This window comes from Pseudomonas phytophila (assembly GCF_025643095.1).
GTDB classification, from domain to species: domain Bacteria; phylum Pseudomonadota; class Gammaproteobacteria; order Pseudomonadales; family Pseudomonadaceae; genus Aquipseudomonas; species Aquipseudomonas quasicaspiana.
Map to the genome: position 1 here is coordinate 4,910,246 of NZ_CP081201.1, position 15,484 is coordinate 4,925,729.

At 49.1% G+C, this 15,484-nt stretch carries 11 protein-coding genes; 1 reads left to right on the forward strand and 10 read right to left on the reverse strand.

The annotated features are described in order from the left end of the window. The first annotated feature begins 113 nt into the window (after positions 1-113). Positions 114-1,553, forward strand: coding sequence for a hypothetical protein (locus tag K3169_RS22210; RefSeq protein ID WP_263268030.1), 1,440 nt, complete (start codon positions 114-116; stop codon positions 1,551-1,553). Between the two features lie 8 nt (positions 1,554-1,561). Here K3169_RS22210 and K3169_RS22215 read toward each other — a convergent pair whose 3' ends face one another. The 10 genes from K3169_RS22215 to K3169_RS22260 all read right to left on the reverse strand — a co-directional run bounded on the left by K3169_RS22215 (position 1,562) and on the right by K3169_RS22260 (position 15,393). Beyond that, positions 1,562-2,674, reverse strand: a complete 1,113-nt coding sequence (locus K3169_RS22215) for a glycosyltransferase family 4 protein (protein WP_263268032.1) — start codon at positions 2,672-2,674, stop codon at positions 1,562-1,564. Continuing rightward, positions 2,674-4,632, reverse strand: a complete 1,959-nt coding sequence (gene asnB, locus K3169_RS22220; protein WP_263272348.1) for an asparagine synthase (glutamine-hydrolyzing) — start codon at positions 4,630-4,632, stop codon at positions 2,674-2,676. Before asnB ends, K3169_RS22215 begins: the two co-directional genes overlap by 1 nt. A 13-nt stretch (positions 4,633-4,645) precedes the next feature. Then, entirely contained in the window at positions 4,646-5,821 is a 1,176-nt protein-coding gene (locus tag K3169_RS22225) for a glycosyltransferase (protein ID WP_263268033.1), read from the reverse strand. Between the two features lie 69 nt (positions 5,822-5,890). Continuing rightward, on the reverse strand, positions 5,891-6,565 hold the full coding sequence (locus K3169_RS22230; protein ID WP_263268035.1) for a class I SAM-dependent methyltransferase: 675 nt from the start codon (positions 6,563-6,565) through the stop codon (positions 5,891-5,893). A 274-nt stretch (positions 6,566-6,839) separates the two neighbouring features. Continuing rightward, positions 6,840-8,141, reverse strand: a complete 1,302-nt coding sequence (locus tag K3169_RS22235; RefSeq protein WP_263268036.1) for a lipid II flippase MurJ — start codon at positions 8,139-8,141, stop codon at positions 6,840-6,842. A gap of 21 nt (positions 8,142-8,162) precedes the next feature. Beyond that, a complete protein-coding gene (locus K3169_RS22240; RefSeq protein ID WP_263268038.1) occupies positions 8,163-9,212 on the reverse strand; it encodes an NAD-dependent epimerase/dehydratase family protein in 1,050 nt (349 codons plus the stop codon). Positions 9,213-9,225: 13 nt separating this feature from the next. Then, positions 9,226-10,503: a Vi polysaccharide biosynthesis UDP-N-acetylglucosamine C-6 dehydrogenase TviB gene (tviB, locus tag K3169_RS22245; RefSeq protein WP_231671597.1), complete on the reverse strand. Its 1,278-nt coding sequence runs from the start codon at positions 10,501-10,503 to the stop codon at positions 9,226-9,228. An 836-nt stretch (positions 10,504-11,339) separates the two neighbouring features. Then, positions 11,340-13,334: a polysaccharide biosynthesis protein gene (locus K3169_RS22250; protein WP_263268039.1), complete on the reverse strand. Its 1,995-nt coding sequence runs from the start codon at positions 13,332-13,334 to the stop codon at positions 11,340-11,342. A gap of 86 nt (positions 13,335-13,420) precedes the next feature. Beyond that, on the reverse strand, positions 13,421-14,431 hold the full coding sequence (locus K3169_RS22255) for an MraY family glycosyltransferase (protein WP_263268040.1): 1,011 nt from the start codon (positions 14,429-14,431) through the stop codon (positions 13,421-13,423). Continuing rightward, positions 14,428-15,393 (reverse strand): UDP-glucose 4-epimerase family protein, encoded by a 966-nt coding sequence (locus tag K3169_RS22260; protein ID WP_263268042.1) that lies wholly within the window; start codon positions 15,391-15,393, stop codon positions 14,428-14,430. Before K3169_RS22260 ends, K3169_RS22255 begins: the two co-directional genes overlap by 4 nt. Positions 15,394-15,484 lie beyond the last annotated feature (91 nt).

The window sequence follows — 15,484 nt, forward strand, 5'->3', positions numbered from 1 at the left end:
GCGAGGTTTTTCAGCATGAAACTCACGAGCACTTATGATGTTAGAACTAGATCAACATACAACCTCAAACGCCAGCTCAACATTCAAGAAGACTTGACCTCGGCGAAGCCACCATGCCTTTGCTCTATAGCGATGAAATCATGTTATTAACTTGTATCGCAATGGCGTCATTTGTAGGATTAATCATCTTGCTCATGCGTACTCTGACAGACGCAGCAGACAAAAAGACAACAGTTTTCTGGACCCTAGCAGGTATTGCTATAGCGACACTTAAGATCTTCCTTATACAATTAACACCACAGTGGAGTGACTTACCGCTGGACTCCATCACCTATCAACTCCATGCACAAGCGTTATACATGCATTGGATCGGAGTTCCTGTTGACCCCTACGAATATCGATTGAACGGATACATATCGCTCGCAAAACCCGGGTTTACTTATTACTGGGTACCAAACGAAGGACTCTCCTATACGGCGGTATTGGGGACACACGCCTGGTTTTATTCTGCACTCGTCGCCATTTGGCAGTTCATGACTGACGATTGGATTCTAACTGCAATACTAGTAAATGCTACGATGGCGGGAGCGTTTCCTGCGGCAACCTACATTATAACTCGCGAACTGTCTGCCCCCACTAAGACTTGTCATGTAGCAGCTATTCTTATGGCCATTGATCCATTGACAGCCATCAACAGCTCATGGCTCATTAAAGATACGCTAAGTACATTTTTGTCCGCTATAATAATTATCTCAATCTGTGCCCTTTACAAAAGGGCATCCTTTAAATTTATCGTAATACTGGCTATTTCCTTAGGATTAATTGGGTGCGTACGGTTCGTAGCCTACACGGCGTTTGGCGTGATGATTTTTGGACTGGTAGCATGCCTTGTATTTAAAAAAAATAACGCTAGAGCACTGGGTTTATCTATTTCCGCCATCATGGCGGTGTTCATATGGGGAGCTATATATTTTGCACCTTATGCCAAGGCAACGCCGTACGTTATACAAAGCAGTTTTGAACAAGAGAGCGTCCGCCCATTGGCACACGGAGTCGGTCAACTCGGTAGTGCACTGTCGGGGGCGATAAAAGGTCAGATATCAACGTTGAATGCTAATACTGCTGAGTCGGGGGCAGATGAATCGGTTATTAAATGGTATGCCTACATCAATGAGGAGCCTGTTGCAAAAATCGTATCGAGGTCATTAGCGCGTACTTTACTTGCCCCTTACCCGTGGACATTATTCACACAGCCACTGACCCGCAGCAATCATATCGAGCTTTATCTCTTTGGCATGCTTTTTTGGACTTTGGTATTACCAGGCGTTCTCGCGGGCACAGTAATTATGTTAAGAAAGGGTGTATTGGCTTACTCCTTGGTTACGCTATTGATTATAATAGCCATAGCCTACATTATTTTTTTCGGCGAATGGAGTACCAGACAACGGGTATTTATGATGCCTCTATTTCTGGCTTTATCAGCAATCGGCTGGACGCAAATCTGGCTGTTTGTATCTAAAAAGAAACAGAACAGCCATATTGAAAAAAATTAATCTCGATATCATTTCTCTTGATAAATTTTTAAATGCTGTGCGACGATCTCTCGGAGATCAAACGTAGTCTCGGCTAAGCGACGTCCAGCTACTCCCATTGCTTTTAATTGTTCTTCGTCATCTAATAAAACTTTAATCCCGTGAGCGAGCGCCTTCGCATCACAGACATCTACGAGTAAACCTGATACGCCCGGCTCGATGGCATCACGACATCCGGGCACATTAGTAGTTACCACGGCTCGGCCGCATGCAGCGGCTTCAACGAGTACTTTCGGGAGTCCCTCTCGATAAGAAGGCAATACAACGATATGAGCCTTTGGTAGTACAACATGCATATCAGTTCGTGCTCCCCACCACTCAATAACGCCCTCATTAAGCCACCCTTCAAGCTCCTCATGTTTCAAGCTGGTCGGATTACCTCCATCGACACCTCCAACCAAGACAAAACGAGCTGCTTTGTAACCTTTGAGTAGTCGAGCTGCGCTGATAAACTCGTAAACACCTTTATCTTTCAATAATCTTGCGGCCATCATCACTATGGGCGGAGTTTCAGGAAGAGGGTGTACAGTCCATGCAAGTAAATCGACTCCCGAACCTCGAATACGAACAATCTGGGAGTCGTCTATTTTTATATGGCGCTGTAAAACTGCCTGGTCATCACCATTTTGGAAGATTATCCTGACTTGTTTTCGTGATAATACAAGTCGATACAACGCCGACACGAGGAATCTACGCCCTCGCGCAATACACCCTGTGGCGGTGAAAACAAAACCCAGACCGGAAATCGCTGCGATCACTCGCGGGACACGGCTCATTCGTGCTGCCAACCCACCGATTAACACTGGCTTGATTGTCACTAAGTGCACAACAGAGGGAGCGACCGACCGAATCAATCGATACAGGCTAGCCAGGAGCTTCATAGCCTGTATCGGATTTGCGCTTTGGCGATCAAGTTTCAACGGATGAAGAGTTATCCCATGCTTCCGGATTTCCTCTTCCCTATCTGTAACCGCACAAGCAAGATGAACCTCAAATCCAGCCTCTTTAGCTGCCAACGCAAGTGGCAGCCGATGAGACAGAAAGAACCAATCAACATTGACAATAAAAAGTAAACGAGGCATTAGGGAAAATTCTTTTCTAGCCAAGCTTGGAACATGAGCACATCCCAGAGATGATAGGCCCAGTTTCGGCTACCGCTGAGATGCTCAGCCCACTTCTGTCGGATGGGTTCAGGATGCAGATATCCCTCCTGTCGTAGTCTCGACTCATCCAAAAGTGTTTCCGCCCACTCTCGCAGTGGACCTCGCAGCCAAGCGTCAATCGGAACACCAAAGCCCATCTTGGGGCGATCTATCAACGACTGAGGTACATGCCTATAAAGTACTTGGCGTAACGCCCACTTACCAACACCATCGCGTTGTTTGAGAGACTGCGGAAGTTGCCATGCAAACTCAACGACCCGGTGGTCGAGCATAGGAACTCGAGACTCAAGAGTGACGGCCATTGATGCGCGGTCGACCTTTGTCAGAATGTCATCCGGTAAATAAGTCAAAAGATCCAGAGCCATCATTCTTTCAACAGGATCCAGATCCTTCAACTCCGGCATATTTCCTGTCAGCAGCGTCTGCGGTTCATTACCTCCGATTACCAACTGAGCAGGATCTGACCAATGAGACACCAAGCCATGATAGAGGTGATCTATTGATGAACTGGCAAGGACACCAGCACCTTTGTGTAATTTGTCGCCAAAGCGGTGACGAAAAATTGGAGATGGTATCCAGCTTGTGAGTTTCGACCATGTGTCTGGCGACAGCGCCATAATAGAACTTGCCGCTGTACGTCGAACCGAAAGCGGCACTCTCGATAGCTTACCCCATGCTTTGGACGCTGCGGTATAACGCGTGTAGCCGCTAAAAAGCTCATCCCCCGCATCTCCTGAAAGAGAAACGGTCACATGCTGGCGGGCGAGTTGGGAAACCAGAAATGTTGGAATTTGAGACGAGTCGGAGAAGGGTTCATCATAGATGTCCGAAAGCAATGGAATTACTGACATTGCTTCTTGCGGTGTTATGTAAAGCTCGGTGTGATCGGTGGCCAAGTGTTTAGCAACCGCTGCTGCATGCTCAGCTTCATTGTAGTCTTTTTCATGGAAGCCGATCGTAAACGTCTTGACGGGACGGGTTGATTGCGACTGCATAAGTGCAACTACAGTGGAAGAGTCAATTCCACCAGATAAAAATGCACCTAGCGGCACGTCAGCCATCATCTGTTGAGCAACGGCCGACTTCAGTAGTGCCTCCAGTTCATTGACGGCATCTGTGGGAGATCTAGCTGCTTGACGAGACTCTGTACCTGCAATAACAGTTTCTAAGACCGACCAATATTCACGGATGCTCGGCACTGGTCGCTCTGCTGAAACAGTAAGTATCGAGCCAGGCTGAAGCTTATGAACGCCCTGATAAATCGAGTGTGGGGCGGGAATATAGTTATGTCGAAAATAGAGCGCTAGCGAGTTCCGGTCTACAGCGGCATGGAATGAAGGGTGTGCACGCAGAGCCTTGAGCTCCGAGCCGAAGAAAAAAACTGCATCATTGCCTTGTCCTTGCCAGCCATAATACAAAGGTTTTTCACCCAACCGATCTCTGGCTAGTACAAGTTCTTTTTTATCCAGGTCCCATAAAGCGATTGCAAACATACCAACGCATTGCTTCAAAGCTTGTTCAACACCCCATGCATCAAATGCGGCAAGAAGGGTTTCTGTATCGGAGTGACCCCGCCAAGCAGGCAAAAAGCCATTCTTTTCCAGTTGCCGCCGCAAATCAACATGGTTGTAGATCTCGCCGTTAAAAACCATGACATAACGGCCAGAAGTTGACGCCATTGGCTGATGGCCTGCTGGGGAAAGGTCAACAATAGCCAGGCGGCGGTGAGCCAAGCCCACACCGGCGCTGGGCTCGACCCAGACCCCATGATCATCCGGGCCTCGGTGGAGAATGGCATTTGCCATACGGGTACATTCATCAAGCAAAGAGACATCTGTCGACTGCCCGAGTCTCAACTGTCCAGCTATTCCGCACATGAGATTGACTACATCAGAAGTTATTTTTAGGCAGAACACCGTTATTGGCGCTACCGCGGTAGAGGTCTGTATAAGCCTGAAGACAAGCATCCATCGAAAACATGGCCTCTAAACGTTGGCGACCAGCCGCCCCCATTTGGGCACGGTCAGGACTGTACGCCACTGCCAACAGAGCGTCAGCGAGCTGGGCCGGTGCGTGAGGTGCAACGACAATACCGGTTGTGCCATGCAGAACTGCTTCCGCATTACCGCCGACGTCGGTGACGACCATGGGCAGTTTCGCTGCCATTCCTTCCAGGACCGCATTGGAAAAACCTTCCTCATGGGAACAAAGGACACCAATGTTAGAAGCATTAAGCAATTCAGGCACGTCCGGGCGGGATCCCAAAAATCGTATCTGCTCTTCAATGCCCAAGGTACCAGCCAACGCACGCAATGAAGCGCCGATACCATCGTCGCGGCCAACGCAGAGGCATACCCATGCATCTGGAAGGTGTTGCCGTATCTTTCCAAATGCCTCTATCAGATCAGAGTGCCCTTTGTAAGGAATAAGATTCGCAACAATTACGAAAACAAGCGCGTCTTCTGATATAGATAGCTCAGAGCGTACCGCGGCGGAACTTCCCAACTTAGCGAAACGCTCTAGGTTAACGCCATTGTAAATCAGCCGGACCTGTTCTCGCTTTACCCCCTCAGTCATGAGGTCCTCAACCACAGCCTCAGAATTGCCGCAAATCAGATCCATGCGGGGATGTAGCCAATGCTCCAGACGTCGAAAAAGACGATGCTTGGTTTGGTATAGGTTCAGACTTCTACGACTCATGATGCGGCGCGTTTTGGGACCAAAAATTGATGCCACGCCACCCACGATGTAAGCGGAGGGTAAAAAGAAATGAACAACGTCCGGTCGCTTGCGCCAGTACAGCCATAAAAGAGCGATTGTGGAGTAAAGAAGGCCTGTCCATGCGATTGCGCGCTTATTGGAAAAAATGCGATGGATCCAGTCTGGAAGCTTGACGCCGTGCACGGGAACACCACCCTCGATGAAGGCACTGGTCAGGGGACCACCAGTGGTGATGGTGAACACCTCGGGCTGAAACCCTCGCTTGCTCAGCGCTGTGGACACGCGTAGTAAATGCTGTTCGGCGCCACCAACTTCCATAGACCCGATCACGTAAAGCAGTTTCATATAAAGCCCTGAAGTCAAAAGACGGGGCTAGTTCAGGCAGTAGATAGCTACCCTCTGCCCCCCCAGTGGTTACCTCCGCGACTTGCCTATAACTGCGATGCAGTATGCATATCCACGGTTCTGAAGAAGCCTTAACACCGCTCTAGGCAGGAATCTGCGCAAGGCTCTGTGGATAGGAGTTGCGGCTAAATCTCCATACCCAAACTTTGAAACTACATCCATTCCCGCGTCTTGTACGATCGCAGCCAACTGGTTGATAGAGTAAATCCGCTCATCAGTTATTCCGCCACTGTAGGCCGTGTACTTTGTTGGAATCTGGATCACGACATATTTAGCGCATTTTGCCTGCTCTTCCAATAATCGAACAGTCACCTCCCTATCAAAATGCTCAAGCACGCCACAAGAGAACGCCAACTCAAACTGCCCTTCGACTCCCGAGAGATCAAAAGCATCAGCCACTTGAAACTCCGCGGCGGCTCCTAGGCGCTTGGCCTGCTGATTCGCCAGATCCACCAGCGATGGTTCGTTATCAATCCCCAAAACGCTGTAACCGAGAGAAGCTAGATACATATCGGACCACCCAGGTCCACAGCCAACATCCAGAATACGATCTGATGGTGCCGAAAATCGCTGAATCATGCCATATAGGACTTCATGAAACCCCCAGTGGGCGACTGCAGTTTTCAGCCAATCGGGATTAAATGCTCCATTGGAGTCGAAGTACTCGCGCCAGCGGTCAACCATTTCTATTCCTCGTTGATATAGCTTGTAAGATAGTTGAAGGCAAGCCCACGCCCCCTCCGCACATAATTGCTTTCTGTGTGCGGGAGTTTGGATAGGCAGCATGCCTCATCGACGTATTTAATCACCGCCGCAAAAAAAGGTAAGACACCCCACCAGATAATGTTCAATTTTAGGTGACTTTGTGTTTTAAAAGACAGGTGATGCATGCGTCCGAATACTTGCATTGGCCCATAAAAAACTTTTTTTGTATTAGTAGGACGACTGAAATCAATCATTAATGCGCACCTAAAATACGATGCGAGGTTGTCAACAGTTTGAAACCCAATACGACTACTATCGCCGGCGCCGCAGATAGAGCCAACGCGATAGCCTGCTCACCCATCGTATCCCTAAGTAGCATATAACTAACATAGACCGCCAATAAGCTAATGGCAGCCATGACTGACATCAGCTTGGGACGAGCCTGTGCTTGCCATAACTTCGCAAACACATTGCTTAAAATCGCGAAGCCAACCCCCAAGGTTAGCCAAAACCAAAGTTGAGTTACTTTGAATGCAGCTTCTGAGTCAAACTTTCCACCGAACAGCAATAACAACACCGGCTCACCAAGCAACCACACCATCAGAGCGCTGACCACACCTATAGTTAAGGATATAATCGAAGCTTGCCTTAGAAGTCGTCTTATACCAGACTGATCATTTTGAGCAATTAGGGTTGAAAAACGTGCAAGAATTAACGTTGAACTCGACATGACCAGAAGCTGAATCAGGGATGTATGAAGTCTGTAGGCGTATCCAAATGCAGAAACTACACCTTCACCGTAGGAGGCCGCCCATACTGGCGGAAGTGTGGAGATGACATTAGAAAAAAACACTCCAGGTAGGATCCATCCGCCAAGATACGCCATATCGCGACCATATCGGAACAGCTTTCTGCATTCAGGCAAACTACCAAAAATAGAAAATTCACTTTTGTACAACCCGAACATGCAGATAGCAAACTGTGCTAACAGGCCAATTACCGTACTTAAAACAAGACTAAGAAGACCATTTTCAGGCCAAATGAACAATATCAAACCACCAAGAATTCCATTAATAACCGGCGCGCCCGCAGCGTAAGCGAACTTTTCTCTCATGGCGAGAATATAACCAGTGCAGTCACACGCCATGCTCAGCGGAATAAGCAATGCAACAAACGGCAGACAGTACATATATGTATCGCGCACCGCCGTCTGATTTTGAGGTATCAACAGCTGGGTCAGTAATGGCGAGGCTACAACTACTAATGATGCCAGGACCGCCCCCAGCACCGCACACCCCCAAAACACTGAACGTTCAAATGCTCTGGTGGCAGTAACGTCTCCCTGAGCGTGCAGACGAGTGCGAACCGGAAAAAATCCCGTCTGGATAACGCCTGCTAACAGGCCAGAGATTAGCGTCGGTACTACTAATGATAAATTGTAGCCATCGAGCTCAACACTGACGCCAAACAGCCCGGCGGTAAACCACAATTTGAAAAAAGCGGCCAATTGCGAAAGGGCTGTGAGCAGCGAAATAACAGCGAGCTGACGCCTCATTTTGCAGGCCGCATGCAGCAATTACGCTCTTGATGCATTATTTACATACCAATCCAGTGCTTCGCTTATACCTTCACCAAGCCGATGACTGGGCTGATAGCCCAACAACGTTGACGCTTTGGTGATATCTGCCAAGGAATGCAATACGTCTCCCGCACGAAAATCTCGATACACGGGCTGCACATCTTTCAAGTGATCCCTAGAGACCGACAAGCCGTCTCTGATCAGCTCGAACAAATCGTTGAGCGAAGTTCTATCTCCTACCGCGACGTTGTAAATCTGATTTAACGCTTCAGGAGCAGTTGTTGTGGCCGCCAGAAGATTGGCCTGAACAGTATTGGATATGAAGCAAAAGTCGCGGCTTGTATTGCCATCGCCATTGATATAAACCGGTTCACCCTGCAACAGAGATGAAGTCCACTTGGGGATCACCGCAGCGTAAGCACCGTTTGGATCCTGACGAGGCCCAAACACATTGAAATAACGCAATCCAATGGTCATGAAACCGTATGTGCGTGCAAAGTTTTCTGCGTAGAGTTCGTTTACGTACTTTGTCACAGCATAAGGACTTAGCGGGCGACCAATTTTATCCTCTACTTTGGGCAGTCCTGGATGGTCACCATAGGTACTGCTACTGGCTGCGTAAGTGAAGCTCTTCACGCCAGCATCGCGTGAAGCAACCAGCATGTTCAAAAAGCCAGTAATGTTAGCTGCATTAGTTGCGATTGGATCCGCAATACTGCGAGGCACGCTGCCTAACGCAGCTTGATGCAACACGTGACTGACCGATTGATCATCACTCCATCGCATTGCACGGTGGCAGTCTTCTAGAGAGCAAATATCACCTTCAATGAAATGAAAATTATCCCATTGTTCTGGGGAGATCAGTGATCGTAACTCTTCGAGATTATGACGATGTCCGGTCGCAAAATTATCCAGTCCGACCACTCGCTGATCAAGCCGGAGAAGTGTTTCAAGCAGGTTACTTCCGATGAATCCGGCCACACCTGTGATCAACCAGGTTCGCGGCTGCTTCGGCAAATCTCTCAGCAGATCTTTGTACGTACTCAATGAATTTCTCCTGTCACAACCGGCCGTCTGCGGCACCCATGGGAAGAATGCCTTTCACATCAAAAAGCACCGCGTCTGGTTCGCCATAGGCTTTAATACCCTCTTCGCCAAGAGCCACGAACTCCTCGTGTCCCACAGCGAGGATGATACCAGCGTACCCCCCGGTTTCAGGCTTATCACGCAGGCATTGCAGGCCGTACTCGTCGAACGCTTCGCCAACATCAATCCAGGGATCATAAACATCAACATTACAGTTGTAGCCTTTCAAGGCCTTGACGATGTCTACAACTTTGGTGTTTCGTACATCGGGACAGTTCTCCTTGAATGTCAGGCCCAAGACGAGCACTCGACTCCCAAGAACAGGTTTGCCCTTGCGCAACATCAACTTCACTGTACTGTCGGCTACATGACCAGCCATGCTGTCATTGATACGACGACCAGCAAGAATAACCTCAGGGTGATAGCCAACTTCCTGAGCCTTGTGCGTCAGATAGTAAGGATCGACACCAATGCAGTGTCCACCTACCAAACCTGGACGGAAAGGCAAGAAATTCCATTTTGTGCCAGCAGCCTGCAGGACTTCGAGGGTATCAATACCCAGATGATGAAAAATCAAACTCAGCTCATTCATCAACGCAATGTTTAAATCACGCTGAGTATTTTCGATCACCTTGGCAGCTTCTGCGACTTTAATACTACTCGCCATGTAAGTACCGGCAGTCACAATCTCACCATAGAGTTTGTCTACCGCTACCGCAGCCTCAGGTGTACTGCCACTGGTTACCTTTTTTATGGTAGGCAGACGATGCTCTTTATCTCCAGGGTTGATGCGCTCAGGGCTGTAGCCGCAAAAAAAATCGCTGTTGAATTTTAGGTTGCTGAGCCGCTCAAGGATAGGTACGCATATTTCTTCGGTAGCACCAGGGAAAACTGTCGACTCATAAATAACGACATCACCGACCTTCAAAACTTTTCCAACCGTCTCACTTGCCTTGATGAGTGGGGTCATGTCCGGTCGGTTGGCGTTATCCACAGGGGTGGGCACGGTCACAATGTATATCTGCGCTGCGTACAGATCTGAAGCATCCGCACTGAACTGAAGATGCGACGCCTCCTTAAGCTCATCACTGCTGCACTCAAGGGTGTGATCGCTTCCGCCTTGGAGCTCAGTGATTCGGGCTTGATGGATGTCAAAGCCGATCACTGGACGCTTTTTGCCAAACTCGACAGCCAACGGCAATCCGACATAGCCTAAACCGATAATTGCAATTGTTTTGCTGTTTAAGTCCATTACTTCTAACGCCCTTCAAGAATAATCAACGATGCCATCAGAGTCATACCGGGCAACGCGCTGATGCGGGGTCCGGATGAGCAATGCCACTGCGGCAAGAGGTGCGACTGCAATCGGGTCGCAGTAGGTGTTCGCTGCCCAGCTCAGCTTTCCGGCAGCATCTGAAGCTCCTTCGGCACAATTCCTGACTTCGCAAACGCCTTGCCCCACTCGCCCAAACGCTTAATAAGCTTGCCGTAAATGTTGATGAGCTGCTTATTTAGTGATCACGAATACTGCCACAAACTGATGTTTTTGAGAAGTTTTTTTAGCTTCACGCAGTCGTTTATGTCGTGCCAACCAAGGTAGAGATACAACCCTCCCGTGCCGTTCGCAATATACTGAAAGACATTGAAGCAAAGTTTTGCGCTGCCCGTGAGACTCATATTTATAATTAGTCGCTATCAAGCTTAAGCCCGATAAAAAAAATAACAAGAGGACCACCAATCGCTTGACTCATATTGTTCGAGCAGCGCTGACACCTGACTCAATAAACCCTCCAAAAAAATAAAAAAGTGACAGATGAGCCAAGAACAATAAAAAACTAAATCATCTAGAACTCAAAGCCCCCGCACTGACGATAGAATAGGCTTTCAAGCCCTACTGAGGATATAGGGCTACGAGTTAATTACAAAAGATCAGAATTAAACTGATACTAGAACAAGTGAGAAGCAAGGTGAGCCGCATAATATGAAGACCAACCTGGATAAAGCCTTCCTCTATCACGCGGGCAAAATCAACTGTAAAAACAAGGCGCCGAGAATCCCTGGCACTAGCGGCGCTTACTTAAGCACCAGCTATTGATCGACGCGTTTCTCTAAATAGATCCAGTCGACGATCCCGCCCTCCGGAGTATACCCCACCACCATCTCACGCAGAACTTGCCGAACCAAGAGATAATCGTCTTTAGCAACAGCATCCAACAAAGACTCCAATTTGCACTTCAGGATTTCCCAAGGCATATAGTCTTCTTGTGCGGTCATTATCATTGGATGGCGGGTAGAAACAACGTTATCGCCGATCAAGAGCTCTTCGTAAAGTTTCTCTCCTGGACGCAGCCCCGTGAATTCAATAGCAATATCGCCTTGGGCATTCTTATCAGAACGGATGCTCAATCCGGATAAATTAATCATCCGCTCTGCCAGCTCAATTATTCTGACAGGTGCACCCATATCCAGTACGAATACATCTCCGCCCTGCCCCATAGAACCAGCCTGAATCACTAACTGGGCAGCCTCCGGAATCGTCATGAAATAACGGGTGATATTTGGATGAGTTACTGTCAGGGGTCCACCACTTTTAATTTGCCGATGAAAAAGTGGGATGACGGAGCCCGATGAGCCTAACACGTTACCGAACCGCACCATGGTAAACCTGGTTTTGTTGACGTGAGAGACGTTGTTGCTGCCGCGAAAAAGTATTGGAGCCACTTCATGACTCAATGCCTGCAAAATCATTTCAGCCAGGCGCTTGGTACTACCCATGACATTGGTCGGACGAACAGCTTTATCCGTTGATATCAATACGAAATTGGCCACGCCCACTTGCAATGCTGCTTGCGCAGTATGCAAGGTACCCATAACATTATTGAGTACGCCCTCTGCGCTATTGTGCTCAACCATCGGAACATGCTTATAGGCTGCAGCATGATAGACAGTGTCCACATTCCAGGTACGCATGACGTCAACTAATTTATCGAAATAACGCACCGACCCCAGGATAGGCAACAAAACCAACTCCAGCGAATCTCTTTCAACCCGCTGCTCTAACTCACTGTGTATGCTGTACAAACTGAACTCACTATGCTCAAACAACAATAGCTTGGCTGGCTTCAGCGAGATAATTTGACGGCATAGCTCGGAACCTATAGACCCCCCAGCACCGGTAACCATCACCGTTTTTCCAGTGATACAACGCTCCAGCAGATCATCTTGAGCGGGCACAGAATCCCTGCCCAGAAGATCGCCAATGTCGACTTCCTGAATATCATCTACCCTGACCCTGCCACTGGCCAGATCCATGAATCCGGGCACGCTGCGTACATGCAACGGATAACCTTCGAGATACTCCAGTATCTCTCTGCGACGGGCACGAGTAGCGGACGGCACAGCCAGAAGAATTTCTTCGGCACCTGTGGAATCTATCATTTGCTGGATATGTCTAGGCTTATAGACTTGCAGGCCGGCAATAGTACGTCTGCTAAGATTTTCATCATCATCAATAAACGCCACTGGACGCATCAAGCGTCCCATGCGCAAGGCCGCAACCAACTGATTCCCTGCTGCTCCGGCACCATAAATCGCTACTTTAGGTAAACCATCATTTCTTGATGCAAACGGCACATGCTGGGTCGCCATGAACCAGTCACCGAGAAAATACTGACGCATCAGCAATCGTAACCCCCCGATCATAACCAGGCTCAACCACCAGTAGTTGAAGACTATTGAACGAGGCACAACCACTTTATGGTCGCTATACCAATATACGAAGAGCGCCAATAGCAAAGCTGACAGACTGACCGCTTTACCTATAGCGATCAGCGCATCATTACCGAAGAACCTCATTACGGCGCGGTACATACCAAAACGGATAAAAATCGGAATCGTCAGTACTGGCGCAGTAGCAAACAACCACAGATGATTGGAAATCGGCAGGTATGCGGCGTCAACACCCAGCCGCACGACGAAAGCCAGTACCAAAGCAATCCAGATCAGGGCAATGTCTGCGCCAACCTGCACGATTCTTTTATTCCTGCGCGAAAGGCCCAGCATTCGCGAACGTAACGTCATCATCATCCCTCTACTTACGGCTGACCCCATACGCATAGAATCATTGAAAACCGGTCACGCAGCAATTTTTCTTACAAAGCATGAGCGGGTTATTCCGCGGCTCCTGCGTTGAACCGGAATGCCAACAGTATCAACGGCGTGTAGGCAACGAGCAGTCCAACAGTACCATCAATTACCCCGACTCCTACCGCTAGCGCCCAAGGCAGCAACCACAAGGCGTTTATAGCAGCAACCGCTGCAGTGACGGTCAGGTGGCTGCCGAAACGACGTGACGCAAATTGATAAGCGTGAGAGCGATGTGCTTCGTAAACTTTTTCTCGACGCAACAAACGGCGCATCAGCGTTGTGGTGGAATCAACGATGAACACCCCCAACAGGATCAACCAACTCCAAAGCAATAACGGCTCGGCCCAAGCAGCCTGCAACGCAAGCAGCGCCAGCATAATGCCTAAAAACCCACTTCCTGCGTCCCCCATGAAAATACGCGCGGGAGGGAAATTCCAGAACAAAAATCCGGAAACTGCCGCCGCTAACAATAATGGCAGGGCAATCAAAGCTTCGTGATTGGAAAATATATATACCAGACAAGCACCCAAGCAAACGCAGACAGCCTCAACGCTGGCGATACCATCGATGCCGTCCATGAAGTTGTATAGGTTGAGCATCCACACCAGATAAACCGCCGCCGCGATGCCAGCAGCCCACCCCAGATTCAGTTCATAGCCAAAAAAAATCAACTGCGGCACACCACCCAGCCAGTAGAGCCCCCAAGCAGCTGCAGCAAAATGGCCAAGCAGCCGCCAGCGGGCGGCGACATGCCCATGATCGTCCATAAAGCCTATTATCGCGATCAGACCACCAGAACCTGCTAACCCAAGCATCAAATTAGAGTCGATCAACCCCGTACCTGTTAAGACAGCTATCGCTGCCAGGAACGAAAAAACAATAGCGACCCCACCACCTCGCGGCGTTGGTACCGTATGGGAACTGCGGTCATTTGGGACATCGATAATGCTTTTCGCTAAAGCATACTTGCGAAGAGCCGCTGTCATCAGCAACGAAACCAGAGTTATCAATAAAACAAACCACCAGTAATTCATTTTCTTCCCTGTTCTTGATAATGGAGTGCAGTCATCGATAAAGCATGATCAAGCTTGACCCCCGGCGTCCAGCCCAGCAGTAGACGGTTTTTTTCGATATCTACTTGCAATGACCCACATATACGTCTAGAGAGTGCTCGCTTACCAAGTAAGATCGCAGTCAACTCAAGTAAAACTGACGGCACAGGCACCAGGCGTGTCCTTTTACCCAGCGCATGTCCCATGCGCTGTAGCAGCACGGTCGTTGACAAGTCCTCGCCATCGCTAACCAGAAAAGTTTGATTTGCAGCGGCAGGGTGAGTAATACAAACGTTGATCAGATCAACGAGGTTATCCAAAGACACCAGACTGCGTCGGTTTTTAATCGCACCAAAGGGGAGTGGAACCCCCCTGTCTAACCAACGCATCATTGAAAGGAAATTCGCCCGCACCCCCGGCCCATAAACCAGCACAGGGCGGATGATGACTACCTCCATCCCGGTTTGGCCGGCAAGAGACCTCAAACCCTGCTCGGCTTCCATCTTGGAAATACCATAAGGGTCTACAGGGGCCGGGGGGTCATCTGCGCGATAGGGCCGTCCCATTGAGGTACCCTCACCGTTAACCTTGATAGAACTGACAAAGATGAAGCGCTTTACTCCAGCGGCTGCCGCTTGTCGGGCAAGATTCAGAGTCCCCTGGACGTTCACCCGGCGAAAAGCAGCAAGCGGATCAAGATCCGTCTCGGCCATCACATGAACGCGCGCGGCTGAATGAATAACGATTTGAACCCCATCAAGACAGTCTCGCCATTCCGTTTTCTCATCCAGGCTGACAATTCGACCTAGCCTGGCCCGTGGGTCAACCTGCGCAGAAGATCCACGTACAACGGCGATTACCTCAGACCCTTGATCAATAAGGCTAGAAAGCAGCGCTTTCCCGACAAAGCCAGTCGCGCCGGTTAGCAAAATAGGGCAAGTCATCATTGATTCTTACTTCGGTAATTAACGAGGCGAAAAGCATCTCAGAGACAGCTCAAGGGTTAATCCCCCCAGAACGAATATAACTCGCTTC

What these genes read in the sequence shown, in the direction of transcription:
- K3169_RS22215 (WP_263268032.1), bottom strand. Translation starts at nt 2,674, where the DNA reads ATGCCTCGTTTACTTTTTATTGTCAATGTTGATTGGTTCTTTCTGTCT.
- K3169_RS22235 (WP_263268036.1), bottom strand. Translation starts at nt 8,141, where the DNA reads ATGAGGCGTCAGCTCGCTGTTATTTCGCTGCTCACAGCCCTTTCGCAA.
- K3169_RS22250 (WP_263268039.1), bottom strand. Translation starts at nt 13,334, where the DNA reads ATGATGACGTTACGTTCGCGAATGCTGGGCCTTTCGCGCAGGAATAAA.
- K3169_RS22230 (WP_263268035.1), bottom strand. Translation starts at nt 6,565, where the DNA reads ATGGTTGACCGCTGGCGCGAGTACTTCGACTCCAATGGAGCATTTAAT.
- K3169_RS22260 (WP_263268042.1), bottom strand. Translation starts at nt 15,393, where the DNA reads ATGACTTGCCCTATTTTGCTAACCGGCGCGACTGGCTTTGTCGGGAAA.
- asnB (WP_263272348.1), bottom strand. Translation starts at nt 4,632, where the DNA reads ATGTGCGGAATAGCTGGACAGTTGAGACTCGGGCAGTCGACAGATGTC.
- K3169_RS22225 (WP_263268033.1), bottom strand. Translation starts at nt 5,821, where the DNA reads ATGAAACTGCTTTACGTGATCGGGTCTATGGAAGTTGGTGGCGCCGAA.
- K3169_RS22255 (WP_263268040.1), bottom strand. Translation starts at nt 14,431, where the DNA reads ATGAATTACTGGTGGTTTGTTTTATTGATAACTCTGGTTTCGTTGCTG.
- K3169_RS22210 (WP_263268030.1), top strand. Translation starts at nt 114, where the DNA reads ATGCCTTTGCTCTATAGCGATGAAATCATGTTATTAACTTGTATCGCA.
- tviB (WP_231671597.1), bottom strand. Translation starts at nt 10,503, where the DNA reads ATGGACTTAAACAGCAAAACAATTGCAATTATCGGTTTAGGCTATGTC.